The sequence below is a fragment of the Paeniglutamicibacter sp. genome (assembly GCF_046714615.1).
Taxonomy (GTDB): domain Bacteria; phylum Actinomycetota; class Actinomycetes; order Actinomycetales; family Micrococcaceae; genus Paeniglutamicibacter.
Genome location: NZ_JBKKAP010000144.1, coordinates 1 through 14,177 on the forward strand (window position 1 = coordinate 1; position 14,177 = coordinate 14,177).

The following is a 14,177-nucleotide window of genomic DNA, read 5'->3' on the forward strand; positions in this document are numbered from 1 at the left end:
CGGGGGGGGGGCGGGGCCGCCCCCCCCCCCCCCCCCCCCCCCCCGACCCCCTGTCGTCGGTACTATTCGGGCACGACCTTGCGGGAGACCACGACCGGGGTGCGGGTCGCCACGTCGTATTCCATGACCTGTTTCCCGCCGATCCACACGCGCATGGCCCGGGACATGACATCCAGCGGATCCCCGCTCCACAACACCAGGTCCGCGTCCTTGCCGGTTTCCAGCGAACCCAGGCGATTAGCCAGGCCCAGCACCTTCGCCGGGTTCATGGTCACTGCCCGCAGCGCGGTGTCGCGGTCCAGGCCCTCCTTCACCGCCAGCGTGCATTGGTGGATCAGGAAATTGATCGGGATCACAGGGTGATCGGTGATGATGGAGATCTCGACCCCGGCCTCGGCGAGGCGGCGCGGGTTGGCCAGCGACCGGCCGCGCAGCTCGACCTTCGACTTGGTGGTGAATAGCGGGCCGATGAGCACCGGCACATTGCGCTCTGCCACGACGTCGGCGATCACGTGGGCCTCGGTGCCGTGGTCAAGGACCAGGTCGTAGCCGAACTCCGCCGCCAGGCGCAGGGCGGTGGCCACGTCGTCGGTGCGGTGGCAGTGCTGGCGCCAGGGGATTTCGCGGCGCAGCACCATGCCCAGGGCCTCGAGCTTTGCATCGCGCTTGGCCGGGTCGTTGGCGGCCAGGTAGTTCTGTGCCTCGATGAACGCCTGGCGGATCACCATCGCGGTGCCCAGCCGGGTCGAGGGGGTCTTGTCCTTGGCGCCGTAGATGCGCTTGGGATTCTCGCCGAGCGCCGACTTGATGCCGCTGGGGGAACGCAGCACCATCTCATCCACGTAGCGCCCGTGGGTGTGGATGGCCACGGTCTGCCCGCCGATCGGGTTCCCGGACCCGGGGTTCACGTTCACGGTTGTCACCCCGCCGGCCAGGGCGTCGTCGAAGCCGGGATCGAAGGGATCAATGGCGTCCAGGGCGCGCACCGCCGCCATGTTCGGGTCCGTCATCTCGTTCACGTCGGACCCGGATCCGTCCTCGCCCTCCGGATGCAGGCCCAGGTGGACGTGCGCGTCGATGAACCCGGGCAGCAGCCACGCGCCTTGCGCGTCAATGACCTCCGCGCCCTCGGGCATCGGGAGGTCGGGGCCCAGGGCGGCGATCGCCGCGTCCCTGACGATGAGCGTGCCGGTGAATTCCTCGCCGGCGATGGGCACGATGTAGGCATTGGTGATGGCAAAAGTACTCATGAAGGCACTCTTCCATGATTTGCCGCCCACGGACACGCCGGGAGCGTGCCCGTTGGATCAGCGCGCGTTTTCCGCCTTGCGGCGTTGGCGTTCGGCCTTGCGCTGCGCCCGGACGGCCTTGGACTGCGGGGCAAAGTACTTAATGGTTCCGGGGCTCAAAAGCAGGGCCACTCCGACCAGCAGCAGCGCGCCGAAGATACCCACCCGCACCCCGCGGGTCAGCAGCGGGATGCCCACGATGATCCCGCACCAGATCAGGGACATCCGGCCGGCCAGCTTCCCGCGCCAGAGCTGGAAGGTGCAAAAGCCGATGACCAGGCCGAGGCCTACAAGCGCGATGCCCGCACCCCAGAACCCGGGGGCCTCGTTGGCGGGGCGCGCGGCGGCGTTGAGGAAGAATCCTCCGGCGAACGCCAGCGCTGAAAGCGCGGCGGCGGTCCACCACCAACGGGCGGCAAGCAACGAGGTCGGGAGCACCGGTTTCGCGTTTTTCACGCGGCGGCCACGGAATTGTTTTCAGGCTTCTCCATGCACCGCAGGTTACCCGAAGAACGACGCACGGCGGATTCCGTGGCGCGCCGGGGGCGTGGCGGGTCCATGCCCGGGACAAGTCCGGCCCCTCTTATAGGATTTATCCCATGAGTCTTTCCCCCGGCCACGGCCAGCCCGAATCCGAGCCCGTCGCCCGCGGACGGCTGGACGCCGTGTGCATCGTCCACGCGCTGAAGCCCGATGCCGGCGCGGTGGGCACCACCGCGATCGACAAGCGCCCGATCGACGGTCCGGTGAAGGTTCGCAAGATGGGCCTGTACGCCGATGTGCAGGTCGACCGCGAACACCACGGCGGCCACGACCAGGCCGTCTATGCCTACTCCGAGGCCGAGGCCGGACGCTGGGGCGCGGAACTGGGTCGGGAGATCCCGGCGGGCCTGTTCGGGGAGAACCTGAGGGTCTCCGGGATCGAGACCAGCGACGCGGTGGTGGGGGAGCGCTGGGCCATCGGCAAGTCCGTGGTCCTGGAAGTCACCAGCCCGCGGATTCCCTGCTCCACCTTTGCCCGGCACCTGGGGGAGGAGAACTGGGTGCGCCGCTTCACCGAACGCGGCGACGTCGGCTGTTTCTTGAAGGTCGTCCGGACCGGGAAAATCGGTCCCGGCGATGAAGTCGTGGTGCTTTCGCGGCCCGGGCACGGGGTTCGGGTGCGTGACATTTTTGTCGGGCCCACACAGGAGCAGGCCAATCGGTTGCTGGAGCACCAACACGCCAGTGGTCGCCCGCTTCCGGACAAGGTCCTGCGCACGCTGCCGAAGCCCGAAACAGAGCATTAAGGGCGGCGCCAAATGCGCCATCGCGGCACAATTTAGACCGGTTGTCAGGCGTGTGTGCGCAACCTCACCGGGATTAAGTCCCCCAAGTTACGCACGGGGCGATAGTATTAGGTGTTCACTGTATCCGGCTTCCCTCGCATTCTGCCCAATTCTTGAGGCAGAAGCTCGTCGTGTGTGAGCCCGCCAATTACGTGCGGGTTGTTGCTTTCATAGGGGAGTCGCCGGACCAAAGTGATGCGTCCGATTGTGCTGCGGAACCTCGTTGATACGGGGTCTATTCCGCCCCTATGAATGAGGTAATTCTCCGTGTCTTCCGACATGCCCGAAAACCAGCCCACCGCCGAAACCAAGACCGAAGAAGATTCGATCCTCTTCAGCGATTTGGGGCTCGACGGCCGCGTTCTCGCCGCCGTCTCCGATCTGGGCTACGAAAAGCCCTCCCCGATCCAGGCAGCCACCATCCCGCTGCTGCTCGAAGGCCGCGACGTCGTTGGCGTTGCACAGACCGGTACCGGCAAGACCGCCGCGTTCGCCCTTCCCGCACTGTCCAAGATGGCAGAGCTCGCCGACCTGAATGGCACCGCCCGCAAGACCCAGGTTCTGGTTCTTGCTCCGACCCGCGAGCTCGCGCTCCAGGTCGCCGAGGCCTTCACCTCCTACGCCAAGCACATGGGCGACTTCACCGTCCTTCCCGTGTACGGCGGATCCGCCTACGGCCCGCAGCTTGCAGGCCTGCGCCGCGGCGCCCAGGTTGTCGTCGGCACCCCGGGCCGCGTCATCGACCACATCAATAAGGGTTCCCTGGACCTGTCGGACCTGCAGTACGTGGTTCTGGATGAGGCCGACGAAATGCTGCGCATGGGCTTCGCCGAAGAGGTCGACAAGATCTTGGAAGCCACCCCGGAAGAGAAGCAGGTGGTGCTGTTCTCGGCCACCATGCCTTCCTCGATCCGCCGCATCTCCAAGCAGTACCTGCGCAACCCGCAGGAAATCTCGGTCAAGTCGAACACCTCGACCGGCACCAACATCCGCCAGCGCTACGTGCAGGTCATGGGAGCCCACAAGCTCGATGCCATGACCCGCATCCTGGAGTCGGAGAAGTCCGAAGGCGTTATCGCCTTCGTGCGCACCAAGATGGCAACCGAGGACCTTGCTGACAAGCTCAAGTCCCGCGGCTTCACCGCTGCAGCCATCAACGGTGACATCCCGCAGCAGCAGCGCGAGCGCACCATCGAGAACCTTCGCGATGGCAAGATCGACATCCTGGTTGCCACCGACGTTGCAGCCCGTGGCCTTGACGTTGAGCGCGTGTCCCACGTGATCAACTTCGATATCCCGCACGACACCGAGTCCTACGTTCACCGCATCGGCCGCACCGGCCGTGCCGGCCGTTCGGGCGACGCGATCCTCTTCATGACCCCGCGCGAAAAGTACTTGCTGCGTGCCATCGAAAAGGCCACCCGCCAGTCGGTTGAGCACATGCACCTGCCGAGCGTTGACGCCGTGAACGACAAGCGCCTGGCGAAGTTCGCCGACCAGATCGGCGAGACCATCTCCTCGCAGGACCTGACGGTCTTCCGCAACCTGGTGGAGAAGTACTCCTCGGAGCACGAGGACATCACCGAGGTCGAGATCGCCGCGGCCCTTGCACACATGGCACAGGGCGGCCGCCCGCTGCTCATGCAGGAAATGCCCGCAGCACCGGCCAAGCAGGCACGCCTTGCAGGCGGCGGCAAGGACGGCTTCAACTCCCGCGGCCCGTCCCGCGCCCTGACCGAAGGCAACGCCACCTACCGCCTCGCGGTTGGCCGTCGCCAGCGCGTCATGCCCGGCTCCATCGTTGGCGCACTTGCCAACGAAGGCGGCCTGACCTCCGCCCAGATCGGTGGCATCGACATCCGTGCCGACCACACGCTGGTTGAACTGCCGGCAGATCTTTCCGCCGATCAGCTCCGCTCGCTTTCCCGCACCCGTATCGGTGGCGAACTGATCCACCTCGAGCTGGACAACGGCCGCAGCCCGAAGTCCGAACGTGACGGTGACCGCGAAGGCGGCTACCAGGGTGGCGGACGCGGCGGTTACGGCGGAGGCCGTGGCGGTGGCGGTGGCTACCAGGGTGGCGCACGCAGCGGTGGCGGCGGTGGCTACCGCGGTGGCAACGACCGTCGCACCGAAGGCGGCTCCTCCGAAGGCGGCCGTGGCGGCTATGACCGCAACGCCGGTGGCGAGCGCGGCGGATACCGCGGCAACGCCGGTGCCGGTGCAGGCGCCGGAGAGCGCAGCTTCGGCGGCTCCTCGCGCAAGCCCCGCACCGCCGGTGGCACCGGTGGCCCGCGTCGTCGCGACTACTAAGCCCTAAATAGACAAAAACCCCCGGTGGGGGCGTGCTCCTGGAAACGGGAGGGCGCCACCGCCGGGGGTTTTGTTTTTCCCGCGGGCCATCGCATTCGTTGGCAGGCTCCCGCGCAGGGAGATGCAACCGGTGGTTCGCGACGCTCCGGCCAGCAATCGGCCAGCCAGGCGCATTGTCACCGACTCCGCAGGCGGTGGATCGGGCGGCTGCGGTGCTTGCCCAATGGTCTACCCGGGTCGTGCCCAAGCCGGGGCCGCTCGATCCGGTTCCGCGCCCGCCGCGGGGCCGTCCCTGCGCCCCCTGCTCCAAGACGCGGTCCACCTCGACGAAGACGACGCTGTCGTCGCCTACGGACGCCGCTGGGTGGACGGGGAAACCGCGGAAGCCAGCTACGAGCGCATCGGCCACCCCGAGGGCTTTGCAGTCCGGGACCGGGTGGCGCTGGCGCTGGCCGCGCGCCTCGGCGGGCAGCCGTGGATCCAGTTCGGGCGGAAGTCGCCCGTCGGGAATTCGTCCCGCGGCAGGGAAGGACCGGACGGCCCGAACGCGTTCCTTGAAGATGCCAGGACCATGCCGGAAATGGTGCCCGGCGGCTGGCACCCCTGGCCATTGAGGGCATCGACCTGAAAGGTGGTGTGCCGGCTGCCTCCCGGCACAAGATTATCCGGTGATTTAGGTCACCGCAGCCCCTCTCCAATGGGCGCCTGACCTGCTACTTCCGGGCATTTTTGTGTGGTCGGTCACAAAGAGGCATTCCGATTTCACAGCACCGAAAATTGCTGGTAGAGTTCTTACTCGTTGCCCCCCTAGCTCAGTGGTAGAGCGCGTTCTTGGTAAGAACGAGGTCACCGGATCGATTCCGGTGGGGGGCTCTGAATGGAATGGCCCGCGTCTGAGTCGGCTCGAAAGAGAATCTGACGCGGACGCGGGTTTTACCATTCGTGGCGGCTTAGCTCAGCTGGTTAGAGCGCACGACTCATAATCGTGAGGTCCCGGGATCGAGTCCCGGAGCCGCTACAGATTGATCCCCGTCTTCCTCGTGAAGGCGGGGATTTTTTGTGCACCGCGCCCGGGCCACGAGCCGGAAGCCGCCTTGCCGCCGCCCGGGAAGGGACCGGAACCGCACCGAGTAGGGGGATTTGCAAGGCCTTGACCTGTGGCGCGGACGAAACCAGACTTAAGGGACAGCAATCCTCGGCGAGGAGACGGGTCATGAGGATTCGAAAGCGCGCGCTGGACCGGTACTACGTCCAGCCCTTTGGCATCGAGCGCCAGGCGTGGCCGCTCACGGCCAAGGAGGTAGCCCGCCTCGTTCGCTACGTCGCCACGACCTGCATCGTGGTATTCCTGGTTGCGGCCGAAATGCTGGCCTTCCTGCGTCCCGGCTCGGCGGCCGCCACGTTCGCGCCGTTCTTCACGTTCGTGCTGCTGCTGATTCCCACCCTCCATGTGGTGCACCGGATCTTGCGGCCCCCGAATGCCGAGATCGCCAGGCGCTGGGAATTCATGGTGAACCATCCGGACGACTACCCCGGTGTGTCGCACCCGTTGTTGTAGCCTGGAGCCGCCTGGCGTGGTCGTTGACCAGTCGGATGTGCGGCCGAACATGCGAAGCCCGGATTCCCGCCCGTCGGAACGTGCGACCGGGAGATATCCGGAGGCTCCGAAACGTGCATCCTGCCGTGAATCCATGGGGAATACCTTTTTGACCGGGTCCGACCCGGGCGTGGAAGCATCCTGATGCCATATGGTGGTGCGGTGATTCCAATAGCAAATTTGCAGACGACGCTTGCCGCGGCGGTGGTACGGCCGACCACCGCCAGCATTCTGCCGGACTGGCTGAATCCCGACGTCTTCCTGCGCGATCCGGCACTGGGCCCGTGGGTCATCCTGCTCATCTGCGGCATCGTATTTGCCGAGACCGGCCTGCTGGTCGGATTCTTCCTGCCCGGTGATTCCATGCTTTTCACCGCCGGGCTGCTGGTCGCCACGGGCGCCCTGGATGTCAGCCTGCCGCTGTTCACGGTGCTGATATTCATTTCGGCCTTTGTCGGGGACCAGACCGGCTATCTCATTGGACGCAAGGCCGGCCCGCCGATCTTCAACAGGCCCGATTCGCGGCTCTTTCGTCAGGAGTACGTGGAAAGGGCCCACATGTTCTTCGAACGCTTCGGCGGGAGGGCCGTGGTTCTTGCCCGCTTCGTGCCCATCGTCAGGACGTTCGTTCCCGTCATTGCCGGGGTCGCGCACATGAGCTACCGGGTCTTCGTCCTGTACAACTTGCTCGGCGCCCTTCTGTGGGGTGTCGGGGTGACACTGCTGGGCTTCTGGCTGGGCCAATACGAATGGGTCGGGGACAACATCGACCTGATCTTCATCGTCATCGTGCTCTTGTCGGTCATTCCGATCGGGATCGAAATACTCATGGCCGGACGCCGCAGGAAGGCCGCAGACTAGGGAACCGGCCCTCGTCTCGCCACGTCAACGATTCCGCGCAGCTCCGTGGGATAGAGCAAATTGTGGCGTTGGTCATGTCGGCGGCTTTCGATGTGCAATTTGTGCCGATTATTGGGTAGAGTATTTTCTCGTTGCCCCCCTAGCTCAGTGGTAGAGCGCGTTCTTGGTAAGAACGAGGTCACCGGATCGATTCCGGTGGGGGGCTCTGAAACAAGAACCGCGGTTGCGCCCAGTAAACGGGCACAACCGCGGTTTTTATTTGCCATCTGGGCGATTACTTACGCAGGGACGTGTTCCCGCTGACCCGTGAAACTATCCGGTCGATGAGGATTCCCAGGCCGATGGCCACCGCCACGGCAATCACGATTCCCAGCAAATGGTTTTCCTCGAACCATTGCCCGGCAAGAACCCCAATCAGAACCGAATAGGTGGCCCAGCCCAGGCTGGAAAAACAGGTCAGGATGATGAAGGTCCGGTGAGGGAACCCCGTTGCCCCTGCAACCAGGTTGACCGCGACACGGCCAATGGGGACGAACCGGGCAACCAGGATCAGTGACACCGGGCGGAGCCGCAACTCGTAGCCGGCCCAGGCAAATGCATGCTGGAGCCGTTTTCGGCGCATCCAGGAAAACCTGTCCGTGCCGATGCCCCGTCCCAGCAAATACGCCACGTTGTCACCGACGAAGGCACCAAGGCCGGCAGCCGCCCCCAATAACCACGGGTTCGGATTCCCCTGCGTGGGCACCAGCGAGGCGAGCGCCACGACCAGCGATTCGCTGGGTACCGGTGGAAAGAACCCATCAATCGCGCAAAAGAGGAAAATCATCAAATACGAAAATGGGTTTCCGGCCGCGGCAAGGATAAAGCCACTCAGCGCATCCAAGGCGGTGGAAATAAAGTCCAAGAGCGTTCCTGTTCGTCCAGTGTCCCGGCCCCCAATGGGCGAATTCGAGCTTCCACCTTCAAGGCTAACCACGAACCACACCATTTCCTACTGCGGCATCCGCTGTGATCAATACGACTCAATCCGGCGGTTCACATGGGTTGCCCGATAAGATGGACGAAGTGCGAAAGCCGCAAACAGGTGTGCCCGGCCTTCTGGGTGGGACTCGTTGGGGTCATTCGCTCAGACGACCATGAACCTTCAGGAGAGGACGAAGCACATGCCGAAAGCGGACTTCAACCAAGAGTTCCCGACCCGTGCTTCACTGCGGCGCGCTCGCCAGGCCGAACTTGTCGAGCAGCAAAACACGAAAGATGAAGTGAAGAAGGCTGTCACAAAGCCTGGCGAAGTCGATGAATTCGATGCCGTTCCCGAAGCCGAAAGTGTCCAGGCCGCGCCCGGCAATCAGGCCCCCGCGCCAGCTGCGACTCCGGCCGTTCCGGTGAAGTCTGTAGGAGCAACGAGTGCGAAAACGGCGCCGACGGCAGCCTCGGTCCCTGGAGACTCGAACAGGCCGCAGGCCCAGCCGAGTTCTGTAGCGCAGGCAAGCGCGAAGCCTGCCCCGGCGCCGGCCAAACCCGCTCCGGCGAAGGGCGCCGAAACCAAGAGCGCCGACAAACCTGCCGGCGCTGCGCCGCAGACGACTGCGAAGCCCGCCACCGCCCCAGCGCCAAAGATCGAATCGAAACCGGCGGCACCTGCAGCGGCAAAAGCCCCCGGCACCACGGGGGAACCGACGAAGCCCGGGGCGCCGTCTGCCGCTACGGCCACCGCAGCTAAGCCCGCCGCAAAGCCTGCCGCGCCCGCGGCGTCACCATCCGCGAAGCCCGCCGCAACTGTGGCACCGGCGGCGAAGCCCGTTGCGCCTGCACCCGCGGCGAAGCCGGCTGTACCTGCACCGGCCGCGAAGCCCGCTACACCCGCACCTGCCGCGAAGCCGGCGGCTGGCGTGGCGCCGGTTGCCAAGCCCGTTGTTCCTGCACCCGCGGCGAAGCCGGCCGTACCTGCACCGGCCGCGAAGCCCGCTGCGCCTGCACCCGCAGCTAATCCTGCTGCAAGCGCCGCGCCAGCCAAACCGGTGGCCCCCGCTCCTGCAGCAAAGCCGGCAGGCGCTGCCAACCCGGCAACCACGGCGGCCGCGACACCTGCCGCCGCCGCCAAGCCCGCTGCCGCACCCGCGACGAAGCCTGCTGCTGCCGCCGCCAAGCCGGCCGCAGCCCCTGCCCCCAAACCGGCTCCGGCACCAGCCAAACAGGCAACCACCCTTCCCGCGAAGCCCGCTCCCGCGGTTGCCAAGCCCGCTGCCACCGCGGCGGCAACTGCATCGGCACCCGCGGCCGAGTCGGCAGAGTCAGCCGAAGACCTGTCGACACCGGAAGGCCGCCGCCAGGCCTTCCGCGAAATGAACCCGGCCGCCGGAACCCGCGACACGTTCCTGCGCCCCGAGGACGAAACGACGTTCCGTGCCGAGCGCGGCTTCCGCGGATTCCTCTCGCGCCTGGGCTTCAACATGGAACCCTCGGCCGAGGAAGTCGAAGAGCGCAATTGGCGCCGCGCCGTGGGCACCCGGGTGACCGAGTCCAAGACCATCTCCGTGGTCAACGGCAAGGGCGGGGCCAACAAGACCCCCACCGCAGTGCTGCTCTCCGCCGTCTTTGGCCGCAACACCGGGGACCCGGTCCTGGTCTGGGACAACAACGGAACCCGCGGAACCCTGGGATGGCGCACCGTCCAGGGTCCCCACGGCTCCCATTCCATGGACCTGCTGGCGGCCGCACCCCGGCTCAAGGACGTCAAGGTCGGGGATCCCGTCATCCACGACTACACGCACTACCAGCCCGAAGACTGCTACAGCGTGCTGCGCACCGACCCCACCCTGCTGGCCAGCGAGCAATTCGTGAACGCCGAGGACTTCGATGCGCTGCATGGCATCGTTTCGCGGTTCTTCTCCCTGACCATCGTGGACTCGGGCAACGACGAGTCGGCTGAACGCTGGATGCGCATGATCGACCACACCGACCAGCTGGTCATCGCGAGCACCACCGTGGAGGAACACGCCGAGGCAGGTGCCCTGCTGCTCGAGGCGCTGGCCAAGCGCGGGGGGCACTATGCCGACCTGGCCAAGAACGCCGTCGTGATCGTGTCCCAACACCAACCGCACGGCAACCGCGAACAGCTTGACCGCATCGCCCACGGGTTCCGCCGCCTGGCCCGCGCCGTCGTGACCGTTCCCTACGACGCGGCGCTGGTCAAGGGGCAGATCCGCTTCGAGGGATTGCGTCCGGCAACCCGCCGCGCCTGGCTGCACGCCACCGCCGCGGTGGCCGGGGCATTGCACGACTAAGTTGGACAACGCTGCCCTGCTCTGCCGCGGCATCCGGTGGCCCGGAACCCCTGGCAGCCCGCGCCTGGCGCTCGATGACGCCGAGCACCAAGGCCGTGACGCGGTCCTGGAACCGGGCACGCGCCTGGGCTTCACGGTGCTGCCCGGGCGCTGGTGCCTGGGCCACCAACTGATCCAGGACAGGACCCACCGCACCCTGGTGCCCTGTCCGCAGGAGGCCCTGGTCGCCAACGGCACCCAATGCGCCGCGTGCGAGGCCGCCGACCAGTCCAGGGCCATGCACGACTTCCACCGCAGCGGCCGCGCCAGCGCGGGCCTGCGCGACTACCTGGGCCAACCGCACTGGCTCTATGTGGCGAGCTTCGCCCAGGGGACCACCAAGGTCGGCACGGCGGCGGACCCCAGCAAGTGGCGGCGCCTGGCCGAACAAGGGGCGATCAGCGCCCGTTATGTTGCCTGGTGCCCCGACGGGGCAAGCGTGCGGAACCTCGAAGACCTGGTGACCGGCCAGCTGGGGTTCACCCAGCAGGTGCGGGCAAATTCCAAGGTGCGCGGCCTGCTGGAAAACCACGACACGACCGCGGGGATCGATGCGCTCAACGCAGCCGGGGCAGCTTCGGTGCGCTCACTGCTTGCCGGGCTTGGCCCGGGAATCCTGGCCGGGTCTGCGGTCGTGGAGGAAACCTGGAACCCCCCGGAACAGGGCCGGGTCCTGCTGGACGGCTTCGATGCCCACACGCTGCAGCCCTATCCCGGTTTCCTGGGCGAATCGGCCCACGGCTTCGAGGTGGCGGCAATCTCCGGTCAGGTCCTGGGCGTGAAGCTGGGCGGGCAACCGGAGATCTTCGTGGCCAACGCGGCGCTGCTCAAGGGCAGGAAGATCGCCCTGGGCGACTATGTGACCGATTCGCCCCCGGTCCAGGGTGCCTTGTTCTGAACCGATTTGCCGTGCTGAATTAGGATTGAGTCATGACCAATACCCCCTGGGAAGCTTCGTCCGGACTCTACAAGAAACTGACCTTCGGTTCGATGGCGGTTTCCGGGACGGGCATCATCCTGGCCTTCATTGGGGCCAACACCCACAACCGCCCGCTGATGTACACCGCACTGGGCATCATCGGCATCGGGCTCGTGACCCACGTCATCGGGCTGGTGGTGCGGGCCCGCGACGCCAAGGCCTGGCGCGTATCCCAGGGCCTGGTTCCGGCCAGGCGGCCCAAGCGGACCAAGCGCGCCCCCCGGGACACCCCCTAGCATTGACCGGCGGCCCCCACCGACGGGCGGTCCCGCCACCCCCGCACAAACGCCTCAACTCTTCCCACACAGGAGCGGTACAACCGATGAGCATCAATCCCGAACTGGCAGGCCGGATCTACCCGGCCCAGGACCCCTACGTGGTGGGCCGCGAAAAGATCCGCGAATTCGCGGCAGCGGTCAAGGCCACCCACCGGGCCCACTACGACCTTGACGCCGCGGCTGAGCTGGGCCACAAGGACCTGCTGGCCCCGCTGACCTTCGCCATCATCGTGGCGCAAATGGCCGATGCCCAGCTCATCGCCGACCCTGCCAGCGGCATCGACTTCTCCCGCGTGGTCCACGCCGACCAGCGCTTCACCCACCACCGCCCCATCGTGGCAGGGGACGAGCTGGTGGCCGAACTGCATGTGGACACCGTGCGCGCCATGGGCGGCGGGGCCATGATCACCACCCGCTCCGAAATCACCACGACGGCCGGCCAGAAGGTAGCGACCACCGTTTCCTCGCTCCTGGTACGCGGAGAGGACCAGTAATGATCGACTTCGACACCCTTGAAAAGGGCCAGCCCATCGGCGCCACCACCATTCGCGTGAACCGCGCCGACCTGGTGCGCTATGCAGGGGCCTCGGGGGATTTCAACCCCATCCACTGGAACGAGCGCTTCGCCACGGAGGTCGGGCTGCCCGGCGTCATCGCCCACGGCATGTTCACCATGGGCGCCGCGGTGCAACTGGTCACCGACTGGACCGGGAACCCCGGCGCCATCGTTGACTACCAGACCCGCTTCACCAAGCCGGTCCCGGTGGCCGACCCGGCCGGGTCCAACCCGTCCGATTTCGAGGGCACCGCCATCGAGATCAGCGGCACCATCGGGGCGCTGGATGCCGAGGCCCGCACCGCGCGCGTGGACCTGACGGTCAGCGTCGATGGCACCAAGGTGCTGGTCAAGGCCCAGGCCGTGGTGCAACTCTGAAAAAGGACCCCGGGCCGGATGCGCGCAAGCGCACCGCCGGCGGCACGAGGAAGGCAAACCCCGAGGCGCTGCCCTGGCGCAACGGCGTCATAGCGCTGTACTTTGCCTCCGGGCTGATCCTCTCCACGCTGGTCTCGCGACTGCCCTCGGTGCGCGACGCACTGGGGCTGAGCCACGGCGAGGTCGGCCTGCTGCTGCTGTGCATGACCGCGGGCTCCTTTGCCTCGGTCTCGGTCTCCGGGTTCCTGGTCATGCGCCTGGGCTCCAAGCGCACCCTGGTGCTGGCCTCCTCGCTCACCGCGATCGCCATGGCCGTCGTGGGCGTGGCGGCGGCCGGCTTCCAGTCCCTGGCGCTGACCGGGGTGGCACTGGGGCTGCAGGGCATGGGAGCCGCCGCCTGGAACGTTGCCTCGAACGTCCAGGGAGCCGCCATGGAGCGGGCCCTGGAAAAGCCGATCATGCCGGCGCTGCACGGCTTCTTCTCCGTGGGCACCGTCATCGGGGCCGCCGCCGGCGCGCTGGGCGCGGCAGTGCACCTGTCCATCGCCTGGCACTTCGCGGCCATGGCGGCGGTGGTGTTGGTTTTGATCCACACCGGCACCCGGGTGTTCAGGGCCGATCCCGTGAACACCGGCGCCGGGCACTCGAACAAATCGCTGCTCGCGGCCGCCTGGCGCGAACCGCGCACCGTCCTGCTGGGCATCCTGGTGCTGGGCATGGCCCTGGCCGAGGGAGCCGCGGGGGACTGGGTGGCGCTCGCGCTTTCCGACGGCTACGGGGCCATCAACTCCGTGGGCGCCATCGGCTACGGCGTCTTCGTCACCGCCATGACAGTGGCCCGCATGGGCGGCGGGCGGATCCTGGAACGCTTCGGGCGCGTGGCAGTCATCCGCGCCTCGGCCGCCAGCACGCTGGCCGGCCTGCTGCTCTTTGTCTACGGTCCCACCGTGCACACCGCCTTCGCTGCCCTGGTGCTCTGGGGTCTGGGCGTGGCCATGTGCTTCCCGGTGGCGATGACCGCGGCCTCGGATGACCCGATGCGCGCCGCTGCCCGCGTCTCGGTGGTCTCCACCGTCGGCTACGGCGCCTTCCTGGGCGGCCCGCCGCTGCTGGGCCTGCTGGCCGACGTGGTGGGGCTGCTCAACGCGCTGGGGTTCGTGGGCATCCTGGTCGTGGTTTCGTTCTTCCTGTCCCCGGCAGCGGCACCGGCCAAGGCCGCGCCCCGTCAAATCCCGGCAACCGACAATCCCGAAAGCTAAGGCACACGACATC

Annotated in this window: 15 protein-coding genes and 3 tRNA genes; 14 read left to right on the forward strand and 4 right to left on the reverse strand. The window is 66.8% G+C overall.

The window, feature by feature from the left end; translation table 11 throughout:
* Window positions 1-62: 62 nt before the first annotated feature.
* A complete protein-coding gene (locus tag ACLQ7E_RS16685) occupies window positions 63-1,250 on the reverse strand; it encodes an amidohydrolase (RefSeq protein WP_411733695.1) in 1,188 nt (395 codons plus the stop codon).
* 57 nt (window positions 1,251-1,307) lie between these two features.
* The gene (locus ACLQ7E_RS16690) at window positions 1,308-1,745 is read right to left on the reverse strand and encodes a hypothetical protein (RefSeq protein WP_411733696.1); all 438 of its coding nucleotides are present in this window, start codon (window positions 1,743-1,745) and stop codon (window positions 1,308-1,310) included.
* A gap of 143 nt (window positions 1,746-1,888) precedes the next feature.
* Between ACLQ7E_RS16690 and ACLQ7E_RS16695 the strand changes: the two genes are divergently transcribed.
* The 8 genes from ACLQ7E_RS16695 (at window position 1,889) to ACLQ7E_RS16730 (ending at window position 7,593) form a co-directional block, all read left to right on the forward strand.
* Complete coding sequence (locus ACLQ7E_RS16695) at window positions 1,889-2,578, forward strand: MOSC domain-containing protein (RefSeq protein ID WP_411733697.1); 690 nt, start codon at window positions 1,889-1,891, stop codon at window positions 2,576-2,578.
* A 318-nt stretch (window positions 2,579-2,896) separates the two neighbouring features.
* Entirely contained in the window at window positions 2,897-4,930 is a 2,034-nt protein-coding gene (locus ACLQ7E_RS16700) for a DEAD/DEAH box helicase (RefSeq protein WP_411733726.1), read from the forward strand.
* Between the two features lie 223 nt (window positions 4,931-5,153).
* Window positions 5,154-5,558 (forward strand): DUF6226 family protein, encoded by a 405-nt coding sequence (locus ACLQ7E_RS16705; RefSeq protein WP_411733698.1) that lies wholly within the window; start codon window positions 5,154-5,156, stop codon window positions 5,556-5,558.
* 173 nt (window positions 5,559-5,731) lie between these two features.
* Window positions 5,732-5,803: transfer RNA gene (locus ACLQ7E_RS16710), tRNA-Thr, on the forward strand.
* Window positions 5,804-5,874: 71 nt separating this feature from the next.
* Window positions 5,875-5,948: transfer RNA gene (locus ACLQ7E_RS16715), tRNA-Met, on the forward strand.
* Window positions 5,949-6,143: 195 nt separating this feature from the next.
* The gene (locus ACLQ7E_RS16720) at window positions 6,144-6,488 is read left to right on the forward strand and encodes a hypothetical protein (protein ID WP_411733699.1); all 345 of its coding nucleotides are present in this window, start codon (window positions 6,144-6,146) and stop codon (window positions 6,486-6,488) included.
* Window positions 6,489-6,692: 204 nt separating this feature from the next.
* Window positions 6,693-7,388 (forward strand): VTT domain-containing protein, encoded by a 696-nt coding sequence (locus ACLQ7E_RS16725; RefSeq protein WP_411733727.1) that lies wholly within the window; start codon window positions 6,693-6,695, stop codon window positions 7,386-7,388.
* Window positions 7,389-7,521: 133 nt separating this feature from the next.
* Window positions 7,522-7,593 (forward strand) — tRNA-Thr (locus ACLQ7E_RS16730).
* A 69-nt stretch (window positions 7,594-7,662) separates the two neighbouring features.
* On the opposite strand, the gene ACLQ7E_RS16735 is transcribed toward ACLQ7E_RS16730, so the two are convergent.
* Window positions 7,663-8,271, reverse strand: coding sequence for a DedA family protein (locus tag ACLQ7E_RS16735; protein ID WP_411733728.1), 609 nt, complete (start codon window positions 8,269-8,271; stop codon window positions 7,663-7,665).
* A 465-nt stretch (window positions 8,272-8,736) separates the two neighbouring features.
* Complete coding sequence (locus ACLQ7E_RS16740) at window positions 8,737-9,297, reverse strand: hypothetical protein (RefSeq protein ID WP_411733700.1); 561 nt, start codon at window positions 9,295-9,297, stop codon at window positions 8,737-8,739.
* 112 nt (window positions 9,298-9,409) lie between these two features.
* Between ACLQ7E_RS16740 and ACLQ7E_RS16745 the strand changes: the two genes are divergently transcribed.
* From ACLQ7E_RS16745 to ACLQ7E_RS16770, 6 genes are all read left to right on the forward strand, one after another.
* Entirely contained in the window at window positions 9,410-10,675 is a 1,266-nt protein-coding gene (locus ACLQ7E_RS16745; protein WP_411733701.1) for a MinD/ParA family protein, read from the forward strand.
* A gap of 1 nt (window position 10,676) precedes the next feature.
* A complete protein-coding gene (locus tag ACLQ7E_RS16750; protein WP_411733702.1) occupies window positions 10,677-11,612 on the forward strand; it encodes a DUF2797 domain-containing protein in 936 nt (311 codons plus the stop codon).
* Window positions 11,613-11,644: 32 nt separating this feature from the next.
* Window positions 11,645-11,929, forward strand: a complete 285-nt coding sequence (locus ACLQ7E_RS16755; protein ID WP_411733703.1) for a hypothetical protein — start codon at window positions 11,645-11,647, stop codon at window positions 11,927-11,929.
* Between the two features lie 86 nt (window positions 11,930-12,015).
* Window positions 12,016-12,465 (forward strand): MaoC family dehydratase N-terminal domain-containing protein, encoded by a 450-nt coding sequence (locus tag ACLQ7E_RS16760; protein WP_411733704.1) that lies wholly within the window; start codon window positions 12,016-12,018, stop codon window positions 12,463-12,465.
* Window positions 12,465-12,905, forward strand: coding sequence for a MaoC family dehydratase (locus ACLQ7E_RS16765; RefSeq protein ID WP_411733705.1), 441 nt, complete (start codon window positions 12,465-12,467; stop codon window positions 12,903-12,905). The genes ACLQ7E_RS16760 and ACLQ7E_RS16765 overlap by 1 nt, the downstream gene beginning before the upstream one ends.
* A 95-nt stretch (window positions 12,906-13,000) precedes the next feature.
* Entirely contained in the window at window positions 13,001-14,164 is a 1,164-nt protein-coding gene (locus tag ACLQ7E_RS16770) for an MFS transporter (RefSeq protein ID WP_411733729.1), read from the forward strand.
* Window positions 14,165-14,177: the final 13 nt, after the last annotated feature.

Excerpts from the sequence above, each read along its gene's own strand:
- ACLQ7E_RS16765 (WP_411733705.1), top strand. The coding sequence starts at position 12,465 with ATGATCGACTTCGACACCCTTGAAAAGGGCCAGCCCATCGGCGCCACC.
- ACLQ7E_RS16705 (WP_411733698.1), top strand. The coding sequence starts at position 5,154 with ATGGTCTACCCGGGTCGTGCCCAAGCCGGGGCCGCTCGATCCGGTTCC.
- ACLQ7E_RS16695 (WP_411733697.1), top strand. The coding sequence starts at position 1,889 with ATGAGTCTTTCCCCCGGCCACGGCCAGCCCGAATCCGAGCCCGTCGCC.
- ACLQ7E_RS16755 (WP_411733703.1), top strand. The coding sequence starts at position 11,645 with ATGACCAATACCCCCTGGGAAGCTTCGTCCGGACTCTACAAGAAACTG.
- ACLQ7E_RS16760 (WP_411733704.1), top strand. The coding sequence starts at position 12,016 with ATGAGCATCAATCCCGAACTGGCAGGCCGGATCTACCCGGCCCAGGAC.
- ACLQ7E_RS16700 (WP_411733726.1), top strand. The coding sequence starts at position 2,897 with ATGCCCGAAAACCAGCCCACCGCCGAAACCAAGACCGAAGAAGATTCG.
- ACLQ7E_RS16685 (WP_411733695.1), bottom strand. The coding sequence starts at position 1,250 with ATGAGTACTTTTGCCATCACCAATGCCTACATCGTGCCCATCGCCGGC.
- ACLQ7E_RS16720 (WP_411733699.1), top strand. The coding sequence starts at position 6,144 with ATGAGGATTCGAAAGCGCGCGCTGGACCGGTACTACGTCCAGCCCTTT.